General features: G+C 62.4%; 19 protein-coding genes. 9 read left to right on the top strand and 10 right to left on the bottom strand.

What is annotated here, in order from left to right; all coding sequences use genetic code 11:
* Positions 1-88: 88 nt before the first annotated feature.
* The 3 genes from H7995_RS21755 to H7995_RS21745 are packed head-to-tail and all read left to right on the top strand — an operon-like array spanning position 89 to position 3,654.
* The gene (locus H7995_RS21755; RefSeq protein WP_166589800.1) at positions 89-748 is read left to right on the top strand and encodes a paraquat-inducible protein A; all 660 of its coding nucleotides are present in this window, start codon (positions 89-91) and stop codon (positions 746-748) included.
* Entirely contained in the window at positions 735-1,358 is a 624-nt protein-coding gene (locus H7995_RS21750) for a paraquat-inducible protein A (protein WP_185818827.1), read from the top strand. The genes H7995_RS21755 and H7995_RS21750 overlap by 14 nt, the downstream gene beginning before the upstream one ends.
* On the top strand, positions 1,351-3,654 hold the full coding sequence (locus H7995_RS21745; RefSeq protein ID WP_185818826.1) for a PqiB family protein: 2,304 nt from the start codon (positions 1,351-1,353) through the stop codon (positions 3,652-3,654). Before H7995_RS21750 ends, H7995_RS21745 begins: the two co-directional genes overlap by 8 nt.
* A gap of 73 nt (positions 3,655-3,727) precedes the next feature.
* Here H7995_RS21745 and mksF read toward each other — a convergent pair whose 3' ends face one another.
* Genes mksF through mksB form a run of 3 tightly spaced genes read right to left on the bottom strand, consistent with a single transcriptional unit; the run spans position 3,728 to position 8,533 of the window.
* Entirely contained in the window at positions 3,728-6,568 is a 2,841-nt protein-coding gene (mksF, locus tag H7995_RS21740) for an Mks condensin complex protein MksF (protein ID WP_166589796.1), read from the bottom strand.
* Positions 6,565-7,266 carry an Mks condensin complex protein MksE gene (gene mksE, locus H7995_RS21735; RefSeq protein WP_095169029.1) on the bottom strand — a complete coding sequence of 234 codons (702 nt, stop codon included), beginning with the start codon at positions 7,264-7,266 and terminating at the stop codon, positions 6,565-6,567. The genes mksF and mksE overlap by 4 nt, the downstream gene beginning before the upstream one ends.
* Positions 7,256-8,533, bottom strand: a complete 1,278-nt coding sequence (gene mksB / locus H7995_RS21730; RefSeq protein ID WP_166589795.1) for an Mks condensin complex protein MksB — start codon at positions 8,531-8,533, stop codon at positions 7,256-7,258. Before mksB ends, mksE begins: the two co-directional genes overlap by 11 nt.
* Before the next feature lie 217 nt (positions 8,534-8,750).
* Between mksB and H7995_RS21725 the strand changes: the two genes are divergently transcribed.
* Complete coding sequence (locus H7995_RS21725) at positions 8,751-9,509, top strand: energy transducer TonB (RefSeq protein ID WP_178117374.1); 759 nt, start codon at positions 8,751-8,753, stop codon at positions 9,507-9,509.
* Positions 9,502-9,954 (top strand): ribosomal protein S18-alanine N-acetyltransferase, encoded by a 453-nt coding sequence (rimI, locus tag H7995_RS21720; RefSeq protein ID WP_095169027.1) that lies wholly within the window; start codon positions 9,502-9,504, stop codon positions 9,952-9,954. Before H7995_RS21725 ends, rimI begins: the two co-directional genes overlap by 8 nt.
* Positions 9,955-10,002: 48 nt before the next feature.
* Here the strand turns inward: rimI and H7995_RS21715 are convergent, their stop codons facing one another.
* Complete coding sequence (locus H7995_RS21715; protein ID WP_166589793.1) at positions 10,003-10,407, bottom strand: serine kinase/phosphatase; 405 nt, start codon at positions 10,405-10,407, stop codon at positions 10,003-10,005.
* A gap of 140 nt (positions 10,408-10,547) precedes the next feature.
* On the opposite strand from H7995_RS21715, the gene can reads away from it, so the two are divergent.
* Complete coding sequence (gene can / locus H7995_RS21710; RefSeq protein WP_166589792.1) at positions 10,548-11,192, top strand: carbonate dehydratase; 645 nt, start codon at positions 10,548-10,550, stop codon at positions 11,190-11,192.
* Positions 11,193-11,210: 18 nt separating this feature from the next.
* On the opposite strand, the gene H7995_RS21705 is transcribed toward can, so the two are convergent.
* Positions 11,211-11,729: an SET domain-containing protein-lysine N-methyltransferase gene (locus H7995_RS21705; protein WP_185818829.1), complete on the bottom strand. Its 519-nt coding sequence runs from the start codon at positions 11,727-11,729 to the stop codon at positions 11,211-11,213.
* Positions 11,730-12,019: 290 nt separating this feature from the next.
* Between H7995_RS21705 and H7995_RS21700 the strand changes: the two genes are divergently transcribed.
* Positions 12,020-13,336, top strand: coding sequence for an MFS transporter (locus H7995_RS21700; RefSeq protein ID WP_166589791.1), 1,317 nt, complete (start codon positions 12,020-12,022; stop codon positions 13,334-13,336).
* Positions 13,337-13,342: 6 nt separating this feature from the next.
* On the opposite strand, the gene H7995_RS21695 is transcribed toward H7995_RS21700, so the two are convergent.
* Positions 13,343-13,858: a RidA family protein gene (locus H7995_RS21695; protein ID WP_166589790.1), complete on the bottom strand. Its 516-nt coding sequence runs from the start codon at positions 13,856-13,858 to the stop codon at positions 13,343-13,345.
* 183 nt (positions 13,859-14,041) lie between these two features.
* Between H7995_RS21695 and H7995_RS21690 the strand changes: the two genes are divergently transcribed.
* Positions 14,042-15,358: a methyl-accepting chemotaxis protein gene (locus H7995_RS21690; protein WP_166589789.1), complete on the top strand. Its 1,317-nt coding sequence runs from the start codon at positions 14,042-14,044 to the stop codon at positions 15,356-15,358.
* On the opposite strand, the gene H7995_RS21685 is transcribed toward H7995_RS21690, so the two are convergent.
* The 3 genes from H7995_RS21685 to H7995_RS21675 all read right to left on the bottom strand — a co-directional run bounded on the left by H7995_RS21685 (position 15,343) and on the right by H7995_RS21675 (position 16,819).
* Positions 15,343-15,528, bottom strand: coding sequence for a GNAT family N-acetyltransferase (locus tag H7995_RS21685; RefSeq protein ID WP_178117368.1), 186 nt, complete (start codon positions 15,526-15,528; stop codon positions 15,343-15,345). The genes H7995_RS21690 and H7995_RS21685 overlap by 16 nt on opposite strands.
* Positions 15,529-15,563: 35 nt before the next feature.
* On the bottom strand, positions 15,564-15,932 hold the full coding sequence (locus H7995_RS21680) for a cupin domain-containing protein (protein WP_166589788.1): 369 nt from the start codon (positions 15,930-15,932) through the stop codon (positions 15,564-15,566).
* 77 nt (positions 15,933-16,009) lie between these two features.
* A complete protein-coding gene (locus H7995_RS21675) occupies positions 16,010-16,819 on the bottom strand; it encodes an AraC family transcriptional regulator (RefSeq protein WP_166589787.1) in 810 nt (269 codons plus the stop codon).
* Positions 16,820-17,025: 206 nt separating this feature from the next.
* Between H7995_RS21675 and H7995_RS21670 the strand changes: the two genes are divergently transcribed.
* Positions 17,026-17,502, top strand: a complete 477-nt coding sequence (locus H7995_RS21670; protein ID WP_166589786.1) for a GNAT family N-acetyltransferase — start codon at positions 17,026-17,028, stop codon at positions 17,500-17,502.
* A 68-nt stretch (positions 17,503-17,570) separates the two neighbouring features.
* Here H7995_RS21670 and ggt read toward each other — a convergent pair whose 3' ends face one another.
* Positions 17,571-19,415 (bottom strand): gamma-glutamyltransferase, encoded by a 1,845-nt coding sequence (ggt, locus tag H7995_RS21665; protein ID WP_185818825.1) that lies wholly within the window; start codon positions 19,413-19,415, stop codon positions 17,571-17,573.
* Positions 19,416-19,536 lie beyond the last annotated feature (121 nt).

Below are 19,536 nucleotides of genomic sequence, written 5' to 3'. Positions count from 1 at the left end.
TTCATTGCAGGATCGACACAAAATTGCGCAGTTATTTCTCAGTCAGAACACTAGAATAGAGCCCTTATTTTCACAATCAGAGCCCTCTATGCCGGATCCGGTTGACGCCTGCGGGCTGTCAGATTTACCGCTGGACAACTTGGTGGCGTGTCATGAATGCGACTTGCTGATGCGCAAGCCACACCTCGCTCATGACGAGAAAGCCTTATGCCCGCGTTGCGGTTATGAGCTCTACGCCCATCGGCACAATGTCGTGGAGCGTAGCCTCGCACTGGTGATCGCTGCGCTGTTGTTGTTCGTCCCTGCGAACTTTTTACCGATCATGGAACTCAATCTACTCGGGCAGACGTCACACGACACGGTCTGGAGTGGTGTTGTCGGCCTGTTTGATACCGGCATGCAAGGCGTGGCGGTCGTGGTGTTCCTGTGCAGCATGGGGATCCCCCTGCTCAAGTTGCTCTGTCAGTTATTGGTATTGTTGAGCATTCGATTTGATATCGGACGCAGCTATGGCCTGCTGCTCTACCGCATTTATCACCATCTGCGGGATTGGGGGATGCTCGAGGTTTATTTGATGGGGGTGCTGGTGGCCATCGTCAAACTCGCTGACCTGGCGTCCATCACCATTGGCTTGGGCCTGGGGTGTTTTATCAGCTTGCTGTTGGTTCAGGTCTGGCTTGAGGTGGTGATGTCACCGCACCAGATCTGGGAAGCGTTATCCGGGGAGGATGCTCATGCGGGCGATTGATGCAGGCATTCTGATTTGTGCTGAGTGCCATCAGTTGAACAAACAGGAACCCGACACCGACGAGCAGACCTGCACGCGCTGTGGCGCGATGGTCCATGCCCGCCGACCCAACAGCCTGGCGCGCACCTGGGCGCTGTTGATCACCGCCGCGATTCTGTATATACCCGCCAATCTGTTGCCCATCATGACAGTCAGCGCCCTGGGGCAGGGCCAAGGCGATACGATCATGTCCGGCGTGATCACCCTGGTGCAGCACGGGATGATTCCCATCGCCGCGGTGGTGTTTGTCGCCAGTATCCTGGTGCCGACCTTCAAGCTTGTCGGCATCGCCCTGCTGCTGTTTTCGGTGCAGCGCCGCCAGCCTTTATCCGCGCGGCAACGCATCCTGATGTACCGCTTCATTGAGTTCATTGGCCGCTGGTCAATGCTCGACATCTTTGTCATCGCGATTCTGGTGGCAGTGGTCAACTTTGGTCGGCTCGCCACCATCGAGGCCAATCTCGGTGCAGTGGCCTTCGCCAGTGTGGTGATTTTGACAATGCTTGCTGCAGTAACTTTCGATCCCCGACTGATTTGGGATAACACGGAGTCGGACGACGACCATGACTGATTTGCCTAAAGCTAAAACCCGACCGGCTTCCAACTGGTCGGCCATCTGGGTGTTGCCCCTGATCGCCTTGGTGATTGGTGGGTGGCTGGGCTGGCGTGCCTATAACGAGACCGGGATCCAGGTCCAAATCCGCTTCGAAAGCGGTGAAGGCATTCAGGCCAACAAGACCGAAGTGGTCTACAAAGGCATGTCGGTGGGCAAGGTCAAAAGCCTGACCCTCGATGATGAAGGCAAGAGCCGTGGGGTAATCGCCACGGTCGAAATGAACAAGGACGTCGAGCAGTACCTGAAGACCAGCACGCGCTTCTGGCTGGTCAAGCCCAGCGTAACCCTGGCCGGTATTACCGGTCTGGAAACCCTGGTCTCGGGTAACTATGTGGCGATCAGCCCGGGTGAGGGCGAACCGACCCGCAAGTTCAAGGCCCTCGCCCAAGAGCCGCCCCTGTCGGACTCCAAACCGGGCCTGCACCTGACCATCAAGGCCGATCGCCTGGGCTCGCTGAACCGCGGCAGCCCGGTGTTCTACAAGCAGATCCAGGTCGGTCAGGTGAAGAGCTACCTGCTGTCCGAGGACCAGAGCACTGTCGAGATCAAGGTCTTCATTGAGCCCACCTACGCCAATCTGGTGCGCAAACACACGCGTTTCTGGAATGCCAGCGGGATCAGCATCGACGCCAACCTGTCGGGTGTGAAGGTGCGCAGCGAGTCGCTGGCCAGCATCGTGGCCGGCGGTATCGCCTTTGCCACGCCGGAAAACCGCAAGGACAGCCCGCCCACCGACCCGAGCCTGCCGTTCCGTCTGTATGAAGACTTCGACGCCGCCCAGGCGGGTATCCGGGTCAAGGTCAAGCTCAGCGATTTCGAAGGCCTGCAAGCCGGCCGTACGCCGGTCATGTACAAAGGCATTCAGGTCGGCAACCTCAAGGCCCTGAAGGTCGACTCCGACCTGTCCAGCGCCACCGCCGAACTGACCCTCGACCCACTGGCTGAAGATTACCTGGTCGATGGCACGCAGTTCTGGGTGGTCAAGCCGTCGATTTCCCTGGCCGGTATTACTGGCCTGGAAGCCCTGGTCAAGGGTAACTACATCGCCGTGCGTCCGGGCGACAAGGGTAGCCCGCCCAAGCGCGAGTTCGAGGCACGGCCGAAGGCGCCGCCACTGGATCTGCGCTCTCCGGGCCTGCACCTGGTGCTGTTCACCGAGAACCTCGGTTCGCTGGAGGTTGGCAGCCCGATTCTCTACAAACAGGTCAAGGTCGGCTCGGTGCAGAGCTATCAGTTCTCGCGGACCAAAAAGCAATTGGTCATCGGCGTGCACATCGAGAAGGAATACGAAGGCCTGGTCAATGCCTCCACGCGTTTCTGGAATGCCAGCGGCATCACCCTCACCGGTGGTCTCACCGGCGGGATCCAGGTCAAGAGCGAATCCCTGCAAAGCCTGATGGCCGGCGGGATTGCGTTCGAGACCCCGGAAGCCAAGGCGCCGCTGCAAAAACGAATTCCGCGCTTCCGTCTGTTCACCAGCCATGACGAGGCGATGGAGAAAGGCACCGTGATCACCCTCAAGCTCGACCGCGGCGACGGTCTGCGCAATGGCACGCCGATTCGCTACAAAGGCCTGGACGTCGGCAAGGTGGAAGACGTTGACCTCAGCGACGACCTGCAATCGGTGCTGCTCACCGCGCGCATCACCGTAGTGCCGGAACGCATTGCCCGGGTGGGCAGCCAGTTCTGGGTGGTCAAGCCGCAATTGGGCCTGATCAAGACCTCCAATCTGGAAACCCTGGTGACCGGGCAGTACATCGAAGTGCAGCCGGCGGTGAAAAACCTCGGCCCGCAAAAGAACTTCGTTGCCCTGCCACAGCCACCTGAAGCCACCGCGCAAGAGGCCGGCCTGAGCCTGGTGCTGAGCGCCGCGCGCCGTGGCTCGCTGAAAATCGGGGTGCCGGTGACCTACCGGGAAATCACGGTGGGCAAGGTCACCGGTTACGAGCTGGGGCAGACTGCGGACCGGGTGTTGATCCACATCCTCATCGAGCCGAAGTACGCGCCACTGGTACGCAGCGGTACGCGCTTCTGGAACACCAGCGGTTTTGGCCTGGATTACAGCCTGTTCAAGGGCGCGACCGTGCGCACCGAATCCCTGGAAACCCTGATCCAGGGCGGCGTTGCCTTCGCCACGCCGGATGGCGAACGCATGGGTAACCCGGCGCGGCCGCAGCAGACCTTCCCGTTGTTCGACAAGTTCGAAGACGAATGGCTGGAGTGGGCGCCGAAGATCTCCCTCGGCAAGTAAGCCAAAACCCGCTGAACAAAAAGGCCGCGATCCAATGGATCGCGGCCTTTTTGTTGAGGCACCAGTTGAGCGCTTAGACGGCGTCCAGCTCGGCTTCGGTCGACTCGACGCTGACTGCCGGTTTCACCTCGTCATGCCGGCGAATGTACTTCCAGTCTGCCTCGTCGATGTAGATCCCGTTCGGCCCGCTGCCACCTTCCAGGTCAATCGCCACACTGGCGCAGACCTGTGGCTTGACGCTGGCCAAGATCGGCACAAAGCCCAGTTGCAGGCTGGTTTCCAGCAGGGCGGCCTGGTTCTTCTCATCGATGTCCGCGGCTTCGTCGAGGTAGTACGGCAAACGCACCCGCCCGGCCTGGTCGCGGTCCATTAAGTGCAGCAACAAATACATGTTGGTCAGCGCCTTGATGGTCATCGTAGTGCCGTTGGACGCGGCGCCATCGATGTCGGTGTGGATCACCGGCTGGCCATTGACCTTGGTAATCTCGAACGCCAGCTCGAACAGGTCCTTGAGGCCGAGCTGGTTGTGGTTCGCCGCCACCAGGCGCGCCAGGTACTCCTTGGCCTCCTCGTTCTTGTTGTCCTGCTCGGCACTCTGGCTCAGGTCGAACACCGACAGGGTTTCGCCTTCCTCGTACTGACCGGCACTGTGGATGATCTGGTCAATGTGCTTGAGGGCTTCCTTGTTCGGCGCCAGGACGATGCGAAAGCTCTGCAGGTTGGACACCTGGCGCTTGTTGATCTCGCGGTTGAACAGCGCCAACTGGTGTTCGAGGCTGTCGTAGTCGCTGCGGATATTGCGCAGTGTCCGGGCGATGTCGGTGACGGCCGCACGCCGGGCCTTGCCCAGGGTCAGGGCTTCATCGGTACGGTGGGCGTAAGCGTTGATCAGCAATTGCAGGCGCCGCTCCATGTCGTCTTCGCTGTCGAACTTGGCCACGCCCTTGAGGCGAACCTGGGCGTACAAGGCGTCGATCTGGCCGTCGACACGCAGCAAGCCCTGCCAACTGTCCTGGTAGTCATTGAGCAGCGGCAACAGGTTGTCCATGGAATCGTCGATCGGGTCCATGAACGGCGTGCCGAACGGCAGGTCGGCCGGCAACAACTGGCGGCGGCGCAGGGCGTCGTCGAGGGTGCGTTGCTTGGCTTCCATGTCGCCGATCTGCCGGCCGACCAGTTGCAGCTTGGCCGACAGTTGCTGGACGCGTTCGGTGAAGGCATCGCTGGAGCGCTTCAACTCGTCCTGGGCCGCTTCCATCTGCGCCAGTTGCTCAAGCTTGTCGCCTTCTTCGGCGCTCAGGGTCTGCGCGCGACGGAAGTCCTCCAGGGCTTTTTGCGCGTCCAGTACCTGCTGGTACAACGCTTCAGTCTGGGTCTTGCTGGCAGCGCGGTCCGCGGCGACGGCCTGCTGGGTTTTCAGTTGCTTGAGTTCTTTGTCCAGGCGCTCTTTCTGGTCGCGCAATGCGGCGCGGTCAGCCAAGGCTTGCAGGGCGGGCGGTTCGATGTGGGAAATGTCGATGGACAGCCCCGGCACGTCGAAACGCTCACCCTTGAAGCCGTCGAGAATCAGCTCCAGGGATTTGACCCACTGACCGTCCTCGTCCAGCGTAATACCGTGCTCACCCAACGGCAGGCTGAACAGCGCGCTGTTGAACAGGCGCATCAGGCGTTCGACGTCCTGTTGCGAAAACTCTTCGCGCAGGCGCGCATAGCTGTTGTTGTCGGCGTGATCGAGTTGCTGCTTGACCGACTTCAGGCGCTTTTCCAGGTCCCGCAGGCGCTCTTCCAGGTCTTCGGCGCTGAACTGCCGGGACTGGGCCAGGGCGCCGGCCAGTTCATCGTGGGCATCCTTGGCTGCCAGCAGTTGCTGCTCCAGGACTTTGACGTCTTCGACCAACGCGAAACGATGCTTGAGCACCGACAACTCGCCGAGCCAGCGCTGGATGCCGGTGATCTCGCGTTCCAGGCGCATCAGCTCCTGCGTGCCGCCACGCTGATCGTTTTGCAGGGCGTCCTGCTCGTTGCGGTAGTGCTCGGCCTGGATCGTCAGTTCTTCCTTGCGCGCACTGGCGTAGTCCGACCAGGTGCCCAGCAGGGAATCGAGCAGCGGCGAGATGCGGTGCAACTTGCCGCGCAAAATATTGCGCTGGGTTACGCCTGCCGACAGGGCTTCGACCAAGGGGCCGGCGGTAACCAGTGAGTTGTAGTCCTGCTCCATGCGGCGTACATCGCGGAAGGCTTCTTCACACGCCGCGATGTAATCGACGCTGCCGGAGCGCAGGCTGTGCTCGAAGGCATCGAGGAACAGTTGCTTGAGCTTGGCCGCGGTGATTTCCCGCATGTGCAGCAGGTTGATGAACAGCGCCCGGAAAGTCTTCAGGCTCTGCTCACTGGTGGAGCGCAGCGGAATCAGGGTCAGGTCCAGCGGGATCGACGTGTGACCGCCTACCAGCAGGCGCCGCAGTTCATCCGGTTTCAACTCGTAGGCCTTGAGGCCTTCGCGCTCCAGGTTGCTGAACAATTCTTTCTGGCGCAGGCACGTGTCGTTTTTCTGGTAGTGGGCCAGGTCCAGCTTGCCGGCGTAAGCGAAGAACTGGTGGCCAAAACCGCCGCCCGGCCCACGACCGACCACGCCGATCACATGCGGACCGTGGGGCAGCGAGACCTCCACCAGGATGTAGCTGGTGTCGGAGGCGAAGTAGAAACGCCGCGATTGTTCCAGGCTGTACTTGCCGAAACTCATGTCCGACATGCGCGCCAGGATCGGGAACTGCAGGGCGTTGATCGAGGCGGACTTGCCCAGGTTGTTCGCCCCATAGACCGACAGCGGCTCTTCCAGCGGGAACAGGCCGAGGCTGTAACCTGCGGTATTCAGAAGGGCAAAGCGGCGAATGCCGTAGCGTTCCTTGCTCATGCGTCGAGCTCCTGTTCTTCGGCAATGGCACGGGCCAAGGCATCTTCTTCACTGTCTTCGGCGAAGTCGCTGAGGTCCAGCGGATCATCGGTCTGCAGCAATTTTTCGTCGCTGTCGTCGTCAATCAGCACCGGCGCCGGCAATGGCAGCACGCTGTGCAGGCTGGCGGCTAGGTCGCGGTCCTGCTGCACCGACAGGCACACGTCGAGGAAGCGGTGCATCGGTGGCAGGAAACGGTAGATGCCGTTCTCTTCCCCGGCAAAACCGAGCTGGGTCATGCGCCGCATGATCTTTTCTTCGAGTTCTTCCACGGTCTGCACTTCGGCCTGGATGAACAGGTCGCGGTATTTTTCCAGCAACGACGGCAGTTCATCGCGGCCCAGGCTACCGCCGTCGAGCACGGCGATCGGATCGCGGCCCTGGTCGGCCAGGTGTTCGACCAGGATGAAGGTGAACAACGCCAGGCGCTGGGCCGTCTTGTTCACGGCCGCGGCGGCGAGGTCCGGCACAAAGTAGTAGAAGCCTCGGGTATCGCACACCAGTTCAAAACCCAGGGCTCGGAACAAGGTGCGGTACTGGTCCTGAAAATTCGACAACTGCGCGTACAGCTCAGGATCGCGACGGCTGACGTGATAACCCTTGAACAGCTCGCGAAAGATCGGCGCCAGCTGAGACAGTTCGGATAGATCAAGATGCATGGGAAGTGCTCGCAGAATTCTCGCTGGCGTCAGAGCCTGCCGAGAGCAGGGCGAAGGAGCGCAGGCTGACCTGATGCTCGTGAGTGTGGTAATCGCGGCGTTCCAGGCGCTCGCGCTTGAAGCGTTTATCCCGCGACAGGCGCGAGAACCAATACAGCAACTCGTCGGTTGCGCCATCGGGTTCCTGCTCCAGCAGCCAGGTCATCAGGTCTGGCATCGGCAGGGCGTCTTCGCAGCGCTCGAGCATTTCCCGGACCGTACGTGGTGCACGCGGGGCTTCGCCGGTCTGGACTTTGTGGGCCTTGGGGAAACGCGCAGGCTTTGGCTCGAAACGCGCCAGGGCGTAGACATAGGCTTCCACCTGGCTGGCACTGCCAAGGAAGGTGCTTTGCGGGCGAGTGAACATCGGCATCGCCGCTTGTGGCACCGCGTCGATGCCCTTGCGCCGGATCATCGACAGGGCCAGTGCCGCGCCACGTGTCACGGCGTTGTGCCGGCGGGCTTCTTCGCGCAGCGGCAGCAACAACTCGCGGGCGTGGCGCAGGGTCAGTTGGGCGCTGGTCTGCATTTCAAGGATGCGCGCGTGGGTGCGCAGGAGCATGTCGTCGTCGACCAGATGGCCCAGGCGCTGCTGCTCGGTGAGCATCTTGAGCAGGACGTTCTCGACCTTGCGCACGCCTTGTTCGAAGGCGCCGTCGGCGTTGACCAACTGGATCATTGGCTCGACATACTCGTCCCAGGTCGCCAGTACTTCGGCATAACGCTGGCGCAAGGGAATCTGCCGGTCGCTGGTCTTGGCCCGCTCGGCGACGGCCACCAGGGCCTGTTCGTCGTTGGCGAGTTTTTTCAACACATCGCGTACGCGCATGTCGAGCAAGCGCAACTGGCGCGCCAGGTCGTTGCCATCGCGAATGTCGAAGGCGTCTTGGATGTAGCCGGCCAGCCGCTCCAGGTGCCGCAAGTAGGCTTCGATTTCCAGGCACAGGCCCAAGCGGTGCTCGCGGCGCAGGTAGGCCAGGAAATCGTGGATCTGCGCGTTCAGTTCAAAGCGGTTCGGGCTTTTTGCCACCGGAACCAGAATGTCGAGGCGGATCCACACATCCAGCAGGCTGGTGATGTCCTGTGGCGTGCTGTCCAGTTGCTGGGCGGCCAATTGCGTGCGCAGTTCGTTGAGGCTCAGGGTGCCTTGGTCGAAATGCTCACACAGTGGCTCCAGAAGTGCCCAGTGTTCGGCGAGGGCGCGCAAGACGCGCTTGGGTTCGATCATTGGATTGGCCGGCTGGTTGGCGATTAAAAGCAGCGATTGTACTGCATCGCAGGCAATGGGAATCCCCCTCGGCAGATCGACGGGACGGACTGTCGTTTTTCTCTGCTCTACTGCGGGCGATCTTCGGCGAAGGGCGGTAGAATCCCTGCACTTTAAGTTATCCACAAGTGGCCGACCTTTGCTAATCGAGTCCCGTCGCCGCGCTTATTTGACCGCCATGCAGGTGGTCAACTGGCTGCCGCGTACAGAATTGCCCTTTGCCGCCCCTTCGCGGCCCGAGTTGCTGGAGTGGGTCGAGCCGTTGCTCGTCGAGCCCCCAGAGCCGGGCGCTGCGCCTGTGCCGGTGGCCAAGGCCGCCGTCGCGGTCGAGCCGATCACCGCCCCCGCGGCGCGCCCGAGGATCGAAGTGCCGCGCCCGTCGCTGGCCAGTACCCGGACCCACGCCAAGGTCGAGGAAGAGGCCGCCCCCACCGTGGCCAAGGCCCCGGTCGTGCCGCCACCGCGGTTTGCCCTGCAATTGTTGCGTGCCGGCCGTTGCCTGCTGCTGGTGGAGTTACCCACAGGTGATACGTTCCAGACGCGTGACCCGGCCTACCTGCTGCTCAAGGACATGTTGCGCGCCGCCGGCCTGCCGGACAGTCCACAGATCGTCGGTGAGCCGGTGCGTTGGCCGCTGTTGACACGGGGCACCATGGACCAGGGGCCGGAAGCGGCGCGGGACTTCGTCCAGGGCTTTGTTTCGGCGCGCCTGGAAGACGAACCTTGCGTCTGCCTGTGGCTGATCGGCCTGCCGGCCGTGCGTTTCGCCGGCGAGGCGGATGCACAGGCGTACAATCGCGAACTTCAGGTCGAAGGCCTGGGGTCGGTCTGGGCGCTGCCTGGCCTGGAATTATTAATGGAAGAGCCACAGCGTAAGGCTGATGTCTGGCAAGCCATGCGTCGGCTGATGGCGCGCTGGAAAGAATCAAATGAGTGACGCTGTATCGTTCCGCCCGATGACCGAAGCCGACCTGGACGCCGTACTGAAAATCGAATACGCGGCGTTCAGCCATCCCTGGACCCGTGGGATCTTTCTCGATGGCCTGGGCAAGTACCAGATCTGGCTGATGTTCGAGGGGCAGCAGCAGGTGGGCCACGGGGTGGTGCAGATCATCCTCGATGAAGCGCACCTGCTCAATATCACGGTCAAGCCGGAAAACCAGGGACGCGGCCTGGGCCTGACCTTGCTCGAGCACCTGATGTCGATTGCCTACAAGGCACAAGCACGTGAATGCTTCCTCGAAGTGCGCGACAGCAACCGCGCGGCTTTCCGCCTGTATGAACGTTACGGCTTCAACGAAGTGGGACGGCGCCGCGATTACTACCCAGCGGTCGGTGGGCGTGAAGACGCCGTGGTCATGGCCTGTACCCTGGTCGACTGAGCCCTTTGAACTGTGCGGGCAAGCCTGACGTTTGCCCGCGAAGGCGTACTAGCGATTGCCGTCGACCGGATCGCGCCGCGCCAGCTCCGCTTCATCCAGGCCATTGCCGCCGCCAATCTCGTCCTCATCTACGATGCTCAAGTCCCAATCGGCCTGATTGCCTTCGCCGACGTCCTGGGCGTCCCGTGCGCCGTCTTCACGAATCAGGTTGCCTGGGGTCAGGTCATCATCGGTGGATTCGTCGTCATCGGTCGTGGTCTCGTGCAGACCTGCTTCAACTGCAGGCTGGCGCGGGGCGGTCGGCTTGCGCAGGTGTTCGGGCAATTCATCGCGCAGGATGGCGTTGGAGGGCTCCTCATCGAAGTCCAGTTCACGCATCGAGCCCATGCGGTCTTCGTTGTCGTCGATAGGCTCGGGTTGTACCGCTCCATACGGACGTCGTGAATCAGTCATGGCAAATCCTCATAATGTGGGGGCTTATAGGGTGGACAGGCGCTACCCTTGAAGATTCCAAGCCATTTGCCCTAATAACGGCGTGACCCCGACGCACGCTGGGGTGTCAAACCAGCGCATCATTCTTGAGGCTTCAGAACATGAACGAATTACAAGATCTGATTGATAACAACGAGCGCTGGGCTGATGCGATCAAGCAGGAAGATCCTGACTTCTTCGCCAAACTGGCCCGCCAGCAGACGCCTGAATACCTGTGGATCGGCTGCTCCGATGCGCGCGTGCCGGCCAACGAGATCGTCGGCATGCTGCCCGGCGACCTGTTCGTGCACCGTAATGTGGCCAACGTCGTGCTGCACACCGACCTCAACTGCCTGTCGGTGATCCAGTACGCAGTCGATGTGCTCAAGGTCAAACACATCCTGGTCACCGGCCATTACGGCTGTGGCGGGGTGCGGGCGTCGATGCAGGACCGTCAGTTGGGGCTGATCGACGGTTGGCTGCGCTCGATCCGCGACCTCTACTACGAGCACCGCGAAGCGTTGGCCCAATTGCCGACTGAAGAAGAGCGGGTCGACCGTCTCTGCGAGCTGAACGTGATCCAGCAAGTGGCCAACGTCGGCCATACCAGCATCGTGCAAAATGCCTGGCATCGCGGGCAGAGCCTGTCGATCCACGGCTGCATCTATGGCATCAAGGATGGCCGCTGGAAGAGCCTGAACGCCACCATCAGTGGTTTCGAGCAACTGCCGCCGCAGTATCGCTTGCGCCCGGTGGGTGCCCTCTAGCACACCCCAGGCGGGCGTTCAGCAGAGGCCATGGCGATGCCATCGCTGCAGGAAAAGCCACCCCTCGGTGCTGGGCTGTTCATCGTAACCGGTGATCCAGCCACGGCAGCGGGGCGAGCCGCATTCACAGGCAAACTGGCGCAACAAGGTGGCTTCGGTGCTGACATAGTCCATGCACAGTGGGCTGCCCGGCGTAATGTCCTGTAGCGCCCATAGCCAGAGCTCGCTCATGTCGAGGAAGACGTTGGGGTCGCAGGAGTGGCGCAGTCGTCCGCAGAAGTAAGGGTCGTAGACGTGAATGCCCGCTGCCAACTGGACGCTGTGCAACTGGGGGGCGTGGACCAACTGTCCGGATACCCGGCACATCCGGGTAATCCGCTGAAAGTGACGCAGGGCCATGACTCCCCGGCCTTTCGCGCTGTGGCCGGACTCCACAATGAAGTCGGCCATGGAGGGGTAGCCCTGCTCGGGGCTGAGCCCCTCAAAGGGGTAGAGGCATCCGTTCAATAAAGACTGGGCATTGACCTGGGGTTTCATAGACATCCCTGCCTGGTTCAAGCCTGCGACAGCCGCAGACGGGGCATCCTGTCAGCCCTGCAGCGCTTGAGTAGTGCTCAAGCGTCTCGCAAATGACACAGACCGTCTACTGTCAGCCCTGACAGGGGAGGGCGGCCATTTATGCTGTAAGCCATGACTTACAGTGGCACCGAAATCATTTCGCCAGTGGTGTTTTATGAGCTTGGGACTATGGTGTAACGGGTTGTCCGGGAGCGTTTTTGCGTAGACCATGGGCGCCGTGATTTTTTGCCTATTTTTCGAGCCCGTTTATGACTGCCATTGCCGACCCTCGTCCCGTCCCGTTCTCCCGGTCTGATTACAAGACCCTGGGCCTGGCGGCACTGGGCGGGGCGCTGGAAATCTACGACTTCATCATTTTCGTGTTTTTCGCCCTGACCCTCAGCCAACTGTTTTTTCCGCCGGAAATGCCCGAATGGCTGCGTCTGCTGCAGAGCTTCGGGATCTTTGTCACCGGGTACCTGGCGCGGCCGCTGGGTGGCATCCTGATGGCGCACTTTGCCGACCGGCTGGGGCGCAAGAAGGTCTTCAGCTTGAGCATCCTGATGATGGCGCTGCCGTGCCTGCTGATCGGGATCATGCCGACCTACGCCCAGATCGGATATTTCGCGCCGTTGCTGCTGCTGGTGCTGCGGGTGTTCCAGGGCGCCGCCGTCGGCGGGGAAGTGCCGAGTGCCTGGGTGTTTGTCGCCGAACATGCGCCCGCCGGCCACCGCGGGTATGCCCTTGGATTCCTGCAGGCCGGGCTGACGTTTGGTTACCTGATCGGCGCCTTGACGGCGACCTTGCTGGCACAGGCCTTCACCCCAGCGGAAATCCTCGATTACGCCTGGCGTTATCCGTTCCTGCTGGGCGGGGTGTTCGGCGTGCTTGGCGTGTGGTTGCGCCGCTGGCTCAACGAGACCCCGGTGTTCATGGCGATGCAGGCCAGCCGTGAACTGCACGTCGAGCTGCCGTTGCGCACGGTGCTGCGTGAGCACCGTCTGGCGATGTTGCCGGCGGTGATCCTCACCTGCGTACTGACCTCGGCGGTGGTCACCTTCGTGGTCATCACCCCGACCATGATGCAGAAAACCTTCGGCATGACCGCCAGCCACACCTTTGCGCTGAGCAGCCTGGGCATCGTATTCCTGAACATCGGCTGCGTGATCGCCGGCCTGATCGTCGATCGGATCGGTGCCTGGCGTACGGTGATGCTCTATAGCCTGCTGTTGCCCCTGGGCATCGGCGTGCTCTACAGCAGCCTGATTGGCGGAGCGCAGTGGATCGGCCTGGCCTATGCGATTGCCGGTCTCGGTTGTGGGGTGGTGGGCGCGGTGCCGTCGGTGATGGTCAACCTGTTCCCGGCACGGATTCGCGTCTCGGGGATCTCCTTCACCTACAACATTGCCTACGCGATCTGGGCCAGCATCACACCGCTGTTGCTGATCGGTCTGATGCCGTGGAGCCCATGGATCTGCGTGATCTTCTGTGCCGTGATGGGCGCCGTGGGTATCGGTGCGGCACTGTACTTCGGCTCGCGCCTGCCCCAGGTCGCCCAGCCGGCTGGCGCGACCTGCTGCCCCTGAGGGTGGTCAATCGCTGATCGAGTCTTCATCCAGCGGCGCCACCAGCGGTTTGAGCGCGACGATCATGTCGACTTCGACCGCGGCGCCCTTGGGGAGCTGGTACACCCCCACCGAGGTGCGTGTATGCACGCCGGCCTCGGCGAAAATCCCGTACAGCACCTCCGAGGCGCCGTCCGCCACTTCACTTTGCTGGGTGAAGTCTTCGGCGCTGCGCACGTAGACATTGATGCGCAAGACCTTGTGGATCCGCTCCAGGTCGCCCAGTTGCTGCGTGAGGATGGCCAGGGCGCGCATCGTGCAAATCTTCGCGGCCAACCGGCCTTGCTCCAGCGACACCTCGGCGCCCACGCGGCCCACCACCATCACCGTATTGTCGATGCGCGGAATCTGCCCGCTGATGTACACCTCATCGCCATGTTGCACCGTCGGCACGTAGTTGCCGCCAATGCGCATTTCACCGTCGAAACGATGACCCAGCGCCTGGGCGATACCCTCGAACAGCGCTTTGCGTGATTGATCCATGTCGGGCGTCTCCTGTGTGTGGGGTGCGCCGACTATAGCGGGTTGCTGGCAGCCCCAAACAGAGGCGTGGCGCAATCGCCGAGTATTTTTGTCGAACACGCTGGCCGGGCTCTTCAGAAACCTCGCACAAGGCCGATGGCTAGGCACAACGATGCACTCACCCCGGCCCATTGGTGTCCCCCCATGTTCAACAAACGCTTGAAGCAGGAGCTGTCGGCTCTTCGCGAGGAACTCTCCAGCCTTCAACAAGTGAAGGAAAGTCTGGACAGCGAGATGCTGGTGCTCACGCTGCACCCGGATGGGCGCGTGCAAGCGATCAACCACAATTTTGCCGAGCAAATGGGCTACAAGGGCAACGAACTGATTGGCCGGCCGATCGACGACATCGTCCCGCCGCACGTCAAGACTGACGAGTTCCACCTGCGCTTTCGCCATGCCTTGACCCGTGGCGAGCACTTCGCCGGTGCGCTGCGCTTGCTGCGCGGCAACGGGGAAGAAGCCTGGTTGCGCTCGATCTCCCAGCCGGTGCGTGGACCGGACGGGCGGGTCAAGCACGTCTCGATTTACGCCAGCGACCTGACCCGCACCATCGAAAACTCCCGCGAGCACGAGAATCTGATCGGCGCGCTGGTGCGCTCCACCGCAGTGATCGAGTTCGACCTGGGGGGCCATGTGTTGATGGCCAACGAGCGGTTCCTCAGCGGCATGGGCTACACCCTGGCGCAAATCAAGGGGCAGCACCATCGCCTGTTTTGTGAACCGCAGGAATACCAGAGTGCTGGCTACCACGCGTTCTGGCAGCGCTTGAACGCCGGTGAGTTCGTCGCCGACCGCTTCAAGCGGATCGACGGTCACGGTCGGGTCGTCTGGCTGGAGGCGTCCTACAACCCGGTGCGCGATGCCAACGAAAATCTGTACAAAATCGTCAAGTTCGCGACGATCATCACCGACCAGGTCAATCAGGAGCAGGCGGTCGCCGAGGCGGCAAACATTGCGTACACCACCTCATTGCAGACCGACAGCAGCGCACAGCGCGGCACGGCGGTGGTGACCCAGGCGGTCGATGTGATGCGCGAACTGGCCCGCCATATGCAACAGGCCGGTGAAGGGATCGAGGCCCTGAACGAGCAGTCACTGGTGATCGGCAGCATCGTCAAGACCATCAGCGGCATTGCCGAGCAGACCAACCTGCTGGCGCTTAACGCGGCCATTGAAGCGGCCCGCGCCGGCGAGCAGGGCCGGGGGTTTGCCGTCGTCGCGGACGAAGTCCGGCAGTTGGCTTCGCGGACCAGTAAAGCCACCGATGAAATCGTCGGGGTGGTGCGTCAGAACCAGGACATGGTGCGCGATGCGGTGGTGCTGATGACCGACGGCAAACTCCAGGCCGAGCAAGGTCTGGCGTTGGCGGCCGAGGCGGGAACAGTGATTGTCGAGATCCAGGACGGCGCGCAGAAAGTGGTCAGCGCGGTCGGGCAGTTCGCCAATCAGCTCGCCACTTGAGGGCTTGCGCGATCGCTGCGCAAGTGTGACAGCATCAGCCAATCGCAGTGCCTGCCGGACCATTTCATGGCCTGGGCGTCGCCATGAATCGCCAGCAATTGCGGCGCGTCGTCCATCTGGATCTCACGCAGGTGCAAGCGCTGGGTGTCGAGGAGGGGGAAGGCGTGCATTGAATCTCCTTATTCAGCCGCCTGGGCGTCGCGCTTCAGATCCACTGATCATTCTGCGCGGTGCGTGAACCCCCGGCGTCGCCGGTATTGAGCACGCCGCGAGGTTCGATCAGCATCAGGCTGACTTCCTGCTCGGCATACGGCTTGTGCTCGACGCCCTTGGGCACCACGTACATTTCGCCTTGGCGCACCAGTACCTGGCCATCGCGAAAGTCGATGCGCAACTGGCCGTCGAGGACGATGAAGGTTTCGTCGGTGTCCTGGTGATCATGCCAGATGAAGTCCCCCAGCAGTTTCACCACTTTGAACTGGTAGTCGTTCATCTCTGCAATCACCCGCGGCGACCAGTGCTCGTTGATCAGTTGCAGTTTGTTGGCGAGGTTGAGGCTTTGATAGGACGGCATGGCGCGGCTCCTGAAGGTTGATGGCGGACCCAGGTTAGCCAGGACGGGCGTCAGACTCTTGCACGATTGTGCGGCCCTCAGGCGCGGTGCATGTTCATCCAGCGCGCGGGTGACAGGCCGTAGGTCTTGCCGAATTGTCGAGTCATGTGGCTTTGGTCGCTGAAGCCGGCGATCAGCGCGGCGTTGCTCAGCGACTCGCCTTGCATCAGCAACGCCCGCACCAGGTCCAGGCGACGCATGGTCAGGTAACGGTAGGGGCTGGTGCCAAACAGCAAGCGAAAGTCCCGTGACAGGCTCCAGCGGTCGCGCCCGCTGTGTTCGGCGAGTTGCTCGAGGGTGACCGGCTGATCGAGGGCGCTGTGCATGAACGCGCGCGCGCGCTCCGCCGCCACATAATCGAAGCGCTGACGCCGCGCAGGGGCGCCGGAGACGACGTGCAGGGCTTGGGCCAGGTCATACAGGGCGTCCTGCTGCTCCAGCGCATCGAGCGGGCGATCAAGGCTTTGCAGCAGCGCCCCGGTGGCGGCGAACAGGCGCGGATCGTTGCTGATCCCGGTCTTGATGAATGGCAGTGGCTGGCCGCCGAGCATCTGCTGGATCAGCGCCGGTTCAACGTAGAGCATCCGGTACTTGAAGCCTTCCTCGGTACCGGCCTCGCCATCGTGGGCTTCATCCGGGTGCAGCACCATGGTGCTGCCGGGCAGGCTGTGGCGCCAACCACCGCGATACTGAAAACTCTGGACCCCGGCTAGCGTATGGCCGATGGCGTAGGTGTCGTGCCGGTGCAGGTCATACCCGTGCCCGGAAAAATACGCCTCGATACGCTCCAGCCCGCCGCTTTGGGGGGCGCGATGGAACCAGTCGGTGAGGCGTCTTGGCGTGTTCATGGGCAGTCTTCATCATGGGATTGGCACGGGTTCCCACGGTATCTCAGCGGCGGGTGGGCTGTCAGCCGGATAACCGTTTGCCTGATGGGCTCAAGGTCGAGTAAAAACGCTGTTCCAGCGATCACACCGGTGGCTGGCAGTTGCTCGCTATTGTTTGGCGCCCATCGGGTTGCCAATCGTTAAAAAAGGGACAAGGAGACCCACCCATGACCATCACTTTCAGAGCGGTAGAAGCCCGGGATGTTCCGCGGATCTGTGGTTTTGCCCGCAACCAGGAAGAACAGTTTTTCTTTTTTCCGGCCGCGACCTGGCCGCTGACCGACGACCAATTGCAGGGCTCGATCGACAAACGTTCGGACTCCACCGTGATCGAGCTGGACGGTGTGGTTGCAGGCTTTGCCAACTTCTATCAATGGGCAGAGGCGGGCACCTGCACCATCGGTAACGTGATCGTCGATCCTGAAGTGCGGGGCAAGGGCATCGGCGCGCAACTGATCGAGCAGATGATCACGATTGCCCGCACCCGGCACCAGGCCCGGGAGGTGACGCTGTCGTGCTTCAACACCAACGTGGCCGGGCTGTTGCTCTACCCCAAGCTGGGGTTTACCCCGTTTGCCATTGAAGAGCGCCAGGACCCACAGGGCCGCCGGCTGGCCCTGGTGCATTTGCGTATCGCGGCGTAGACGGCGGGCAGTGGCGATCAACCCTGCTCGCCACTGCCGCACAGTGCGGTTCCTGTCCGGTTTCCCGATCAATCCCCCAGCGCTGCACCTTCACGCCGTGGATCGGCGCCACCGGCCCAGGCCGCCTGGCCCTGCGCGTCGCGCACGCGAACGATGGCCTGGGTGCCGCTGGTCATGTCGATCTCGTTCACCGTATGCCCTTTGTCCTTGAGCGCCTGGATCAGCGCCGGGCTGAACTGACCGCGCTCCAGTTCGGTGGGGCCGTTGCGGCTGCCGAAGTTGGGCAGGCTGATGGCGGCTTGAGGGTCGAGTTGCCAGTCGAGCATGCCGACCACCGACTTGGTGACGTATTCGATGATTTGCGACCCGCCGGGGGAGCCGACCGTGGCCAGCAGTTCGCCGCTCTGGCGGTCGAAGATCAGCGTCGGCGCCATGGATGAACGCGGGCGTTTGCCGGGCTCGACGCGGTTGGCCACCGGCTGGCCATGTTCTTCGGCGATGAACGAGAAGTCGGTCATCTGATTGTTGAGCATGAAGCCCTGCACCATAAGGTGCGAACCGAACGCGGCTTCCACGGTAGTGGTCATCGACACCGCCCCCCCCACGTCGTCGACGGCCACCACCTGGGAGGTCGAGATGCGCAGGGGCGAGCGATCCGCCGCGTAGGCCACTTGGATGCCCGCCGGTGTGCCGGGCTTGGCAGTGCCCATGCTGCGCTCACCGATCAAGGCGGCGCGAGTGCTCAGGTAAGCAGGGGAGAGCAGGCCCGCCACGGGCACCGGCACGAAGTCCGGGTCGGCGACGTACAGTGCGCGGTCGGCGTAGGCCAGGCGCTCGGCTTCGGCAATCAGGTGCACGGCCTCAGGAGCCGGCTCAAGGCCGGACGGACGGTCGCTCTTGCGAGGTGCGAGGGGTGCCAGGGCAAAACGGCTGTCGCGGCCTTCCAGGGCCTGCAAGGTGCCGAGGATCTGTGCCACGGCAACCCCGCCCGACGAGGGTGGCGGCATGCCGCAGACTTGCCAGCGCTTGTAGTCGCTGCACAGTGCAGCACGCTCCTTGGCCCGGTAGCCCTTGAGGTCGTTGAGCGACAGGCTGCCGGGGTTGGCGTGGCCCTGGACCTTGGCCACGATCTCCTGGGCAATCGGCCCCTGATACAGGGCGTCCGGACCTTCCTTGGCAATGCGTTCCAGGACCTTGGCCAGGGCCGGGTTTTGCAGCAGGGTGCCGACGGCTTTCGGGCTGCCATCGCGGTTGAGGAAATACGCCGCCATGTCGGGAGAGCGCGGCAGGAAAGGGTCAGAGGCAATCATCGTGTGCAGGCGTGGCGAGATCGCAAAGCCGTTCTGTGCCAATTCGATGGCCGGCTCAAACAGCCTGGCCCACGGCAGGCGCCCGTGTTCGCGATGCGCCATCTCCAGTGCGCGCAAGACCCCCGGCGTGCCGACCGAACGGCCACCGATCTGTGCCTGCAGGAACGGCATCGGCTTGCCATCGGCCTGCAGGAACAGCCGTTCGGTGGCGCCCGCCGGTGCGGTTTCGCGGCCATCGTAGGTGCGCACGGCCTTGCCGTCCCACAGCACGATCATGGCGCCACCGCCAATTCCCGAAGACTGGGGTTCTACCAGGGTCAACACCGCCTGCATGGCGATGGCGGCGTCGATGGCTGAGCCACCCTGGCGCAGCATCTCCCGCCCGGCGGCAGCGGCCAGCGGATTGGCCGCTGCCGCCATGTGCTTGCTGGCGTACTGGGTGCTCAGGTCGGTGCGAAAGCCCGAGGCCATTTCCGGCGCTGCGGGCAGGGCGCTGACGGCGGTCGAGGCGGGTGGCGCGCTACAGGCGGCGAGGGTCAGCGCGGTGGCGAGCAGCGACAGGGCGCCGAGGCGCAAGCGGCGTGTAGGGAAGGCTGGGAACACGAGGGCACTCCGTCCATGGGGAAATAGAGGGGGCGACTGTATCGGCGGCAGAGACCGGCTGCAACGTTGGGGCGGGTGTGAGCGGGCGGCACTTTTCTCCAGGCATAAAAAAACGGCCTAC

It is taken from the genome of Pseudomonas kielensis (genome assembly GCF_014236655.1).
In the GTDB taxonomy this organism is placed as follows: Bacteria; Pseudomonadota; Gammaproteobacteria; order Pseudomonadales; family Pseudomonadaceae; genus Aquipseudomonas; species Aquipseudomonas kielensis.
The sequence above is the reverse complement of the archived record's forward strand: the minus strand, read 5'-3'. Positions and strand labels throughout refer to the sequence as shown.

Coding starts and splice junctions, on each gene's coding strand:
- can (WP_166589792.1), top strand. CDS start 10,548: ATGAACGAATTACAAGATCTGATTGATAACAACGAGCGCTGGGCTGAT.
- H7995_RS21700 (WP_166589791.1), top strand. CDS start 12,020: ATGACTGCCATTGCCGACCCTCGTCCCGTCCCGTTCTCCCGGTCTGAT.
- H7995_RS21725 (WP_178117374.1), top strand. CDS start 8,751: ATGCAGGTGGTCAACTGGCTGCCGCGTACAGAATTGCCCTTTGCCGCC.
- H7995_RS21705 (WP_185818829.1), bottom strand. CDS start 11,729: ATGAAACCCCAGGTCAATGCCCAGTCTTTATTGAACGGATGCCTCTAC.
- H7995_RS21690 (WP_166589789.1), top strand. CDS start 14,042: ATGTTCAACAAACGCTTGAAGCAGGAGCTGTCGGCTCTTCGCGAGGAA.
- H7995_RS21670 (WP_166589786.1), top strand. CDS start 17,026: ATGACCATCACTTTCAGAGCGGTAGAAGCCCGGGATGTTCCGCGGATC.
- H7995_RS21675 (WP_166589787.1), bottom strand. CDS start 16,819: ATGAACACGCCAAGACGCCTCACCGACTGGTTCCATCGCGCCCCCCAA.
- rimI (WP_095169027.1), top strand. CDS start 9,502: ATGAGTGACGCTGTATCGTTCCGCCCGATGACCGAAGCCGACCTGGAC.
- H7995_RS21755 (WP_166589800.1), top strand. CDS start 89: ATGCCGGATCCGGTTGACGCCTGCGGGCTGTCAGATTTACCGCTGGAC.
- H7995_RS21695 (WP_166589790.1), bottom strand. CDS start 13,858: ATGGATCAATCACGCAAAGCGCTGTTCGAGGGTATCGCCCAGGCGCTG.
- mksE (WP_095169029.1), bottom strand. CDS start 7,266: ATGCATCTTGATCTATCCGAACTGTCTCAGCTGGCGCCGATCTTTCGC.
- mksF (WP_166589796.1), bottom strand. CDS start 6,568: ATGAGCAAGGAACGCTACGGCATTCGCCGCTTTGCCCTTCTGAATACC.
- mksB (WP_166589795.1), bottom strand. CDS start 8,533: ATGATCGAACCCAAGCGCGTCTTGCGCGCCCTCGCCGAACACTGGGCA.
- H7995_RS21745 (WP_185818826.1), top strand. CDS start 1,351: ATGACTGATTTGCCTAAAGCTAAAACCCGACCGGCTTCCAACTGGTCG.
- H7995_RS21715 (WP_166589793.1), bottom strand. CDS start 10,407: ATGACTGATTCACGACGTCCGTATGGAGCGGTACAACCCGAGCCTATC.
- H7995_RS21680 (WP_166589788.1), bottom strand. CDS start 15,932: ATGCCGTCCTATCAAAGCCTCAACCTCGCCAACAAACTGCAACTGATC.
- H7995_RS21685 (WP_178117368.1), bottom strand. CDS start 15,528: ATGCACGCCTTCCCCCTCCTCGACACCCAGCGCTTGCACCTGCGTGAG.
- H7995_RS21750 (WP_185818827.1), top strand. CDS start 735: ATGCGGGCGATTGATGCAGGCATTCTGATTTGTGCTGAGTGCCATCAG.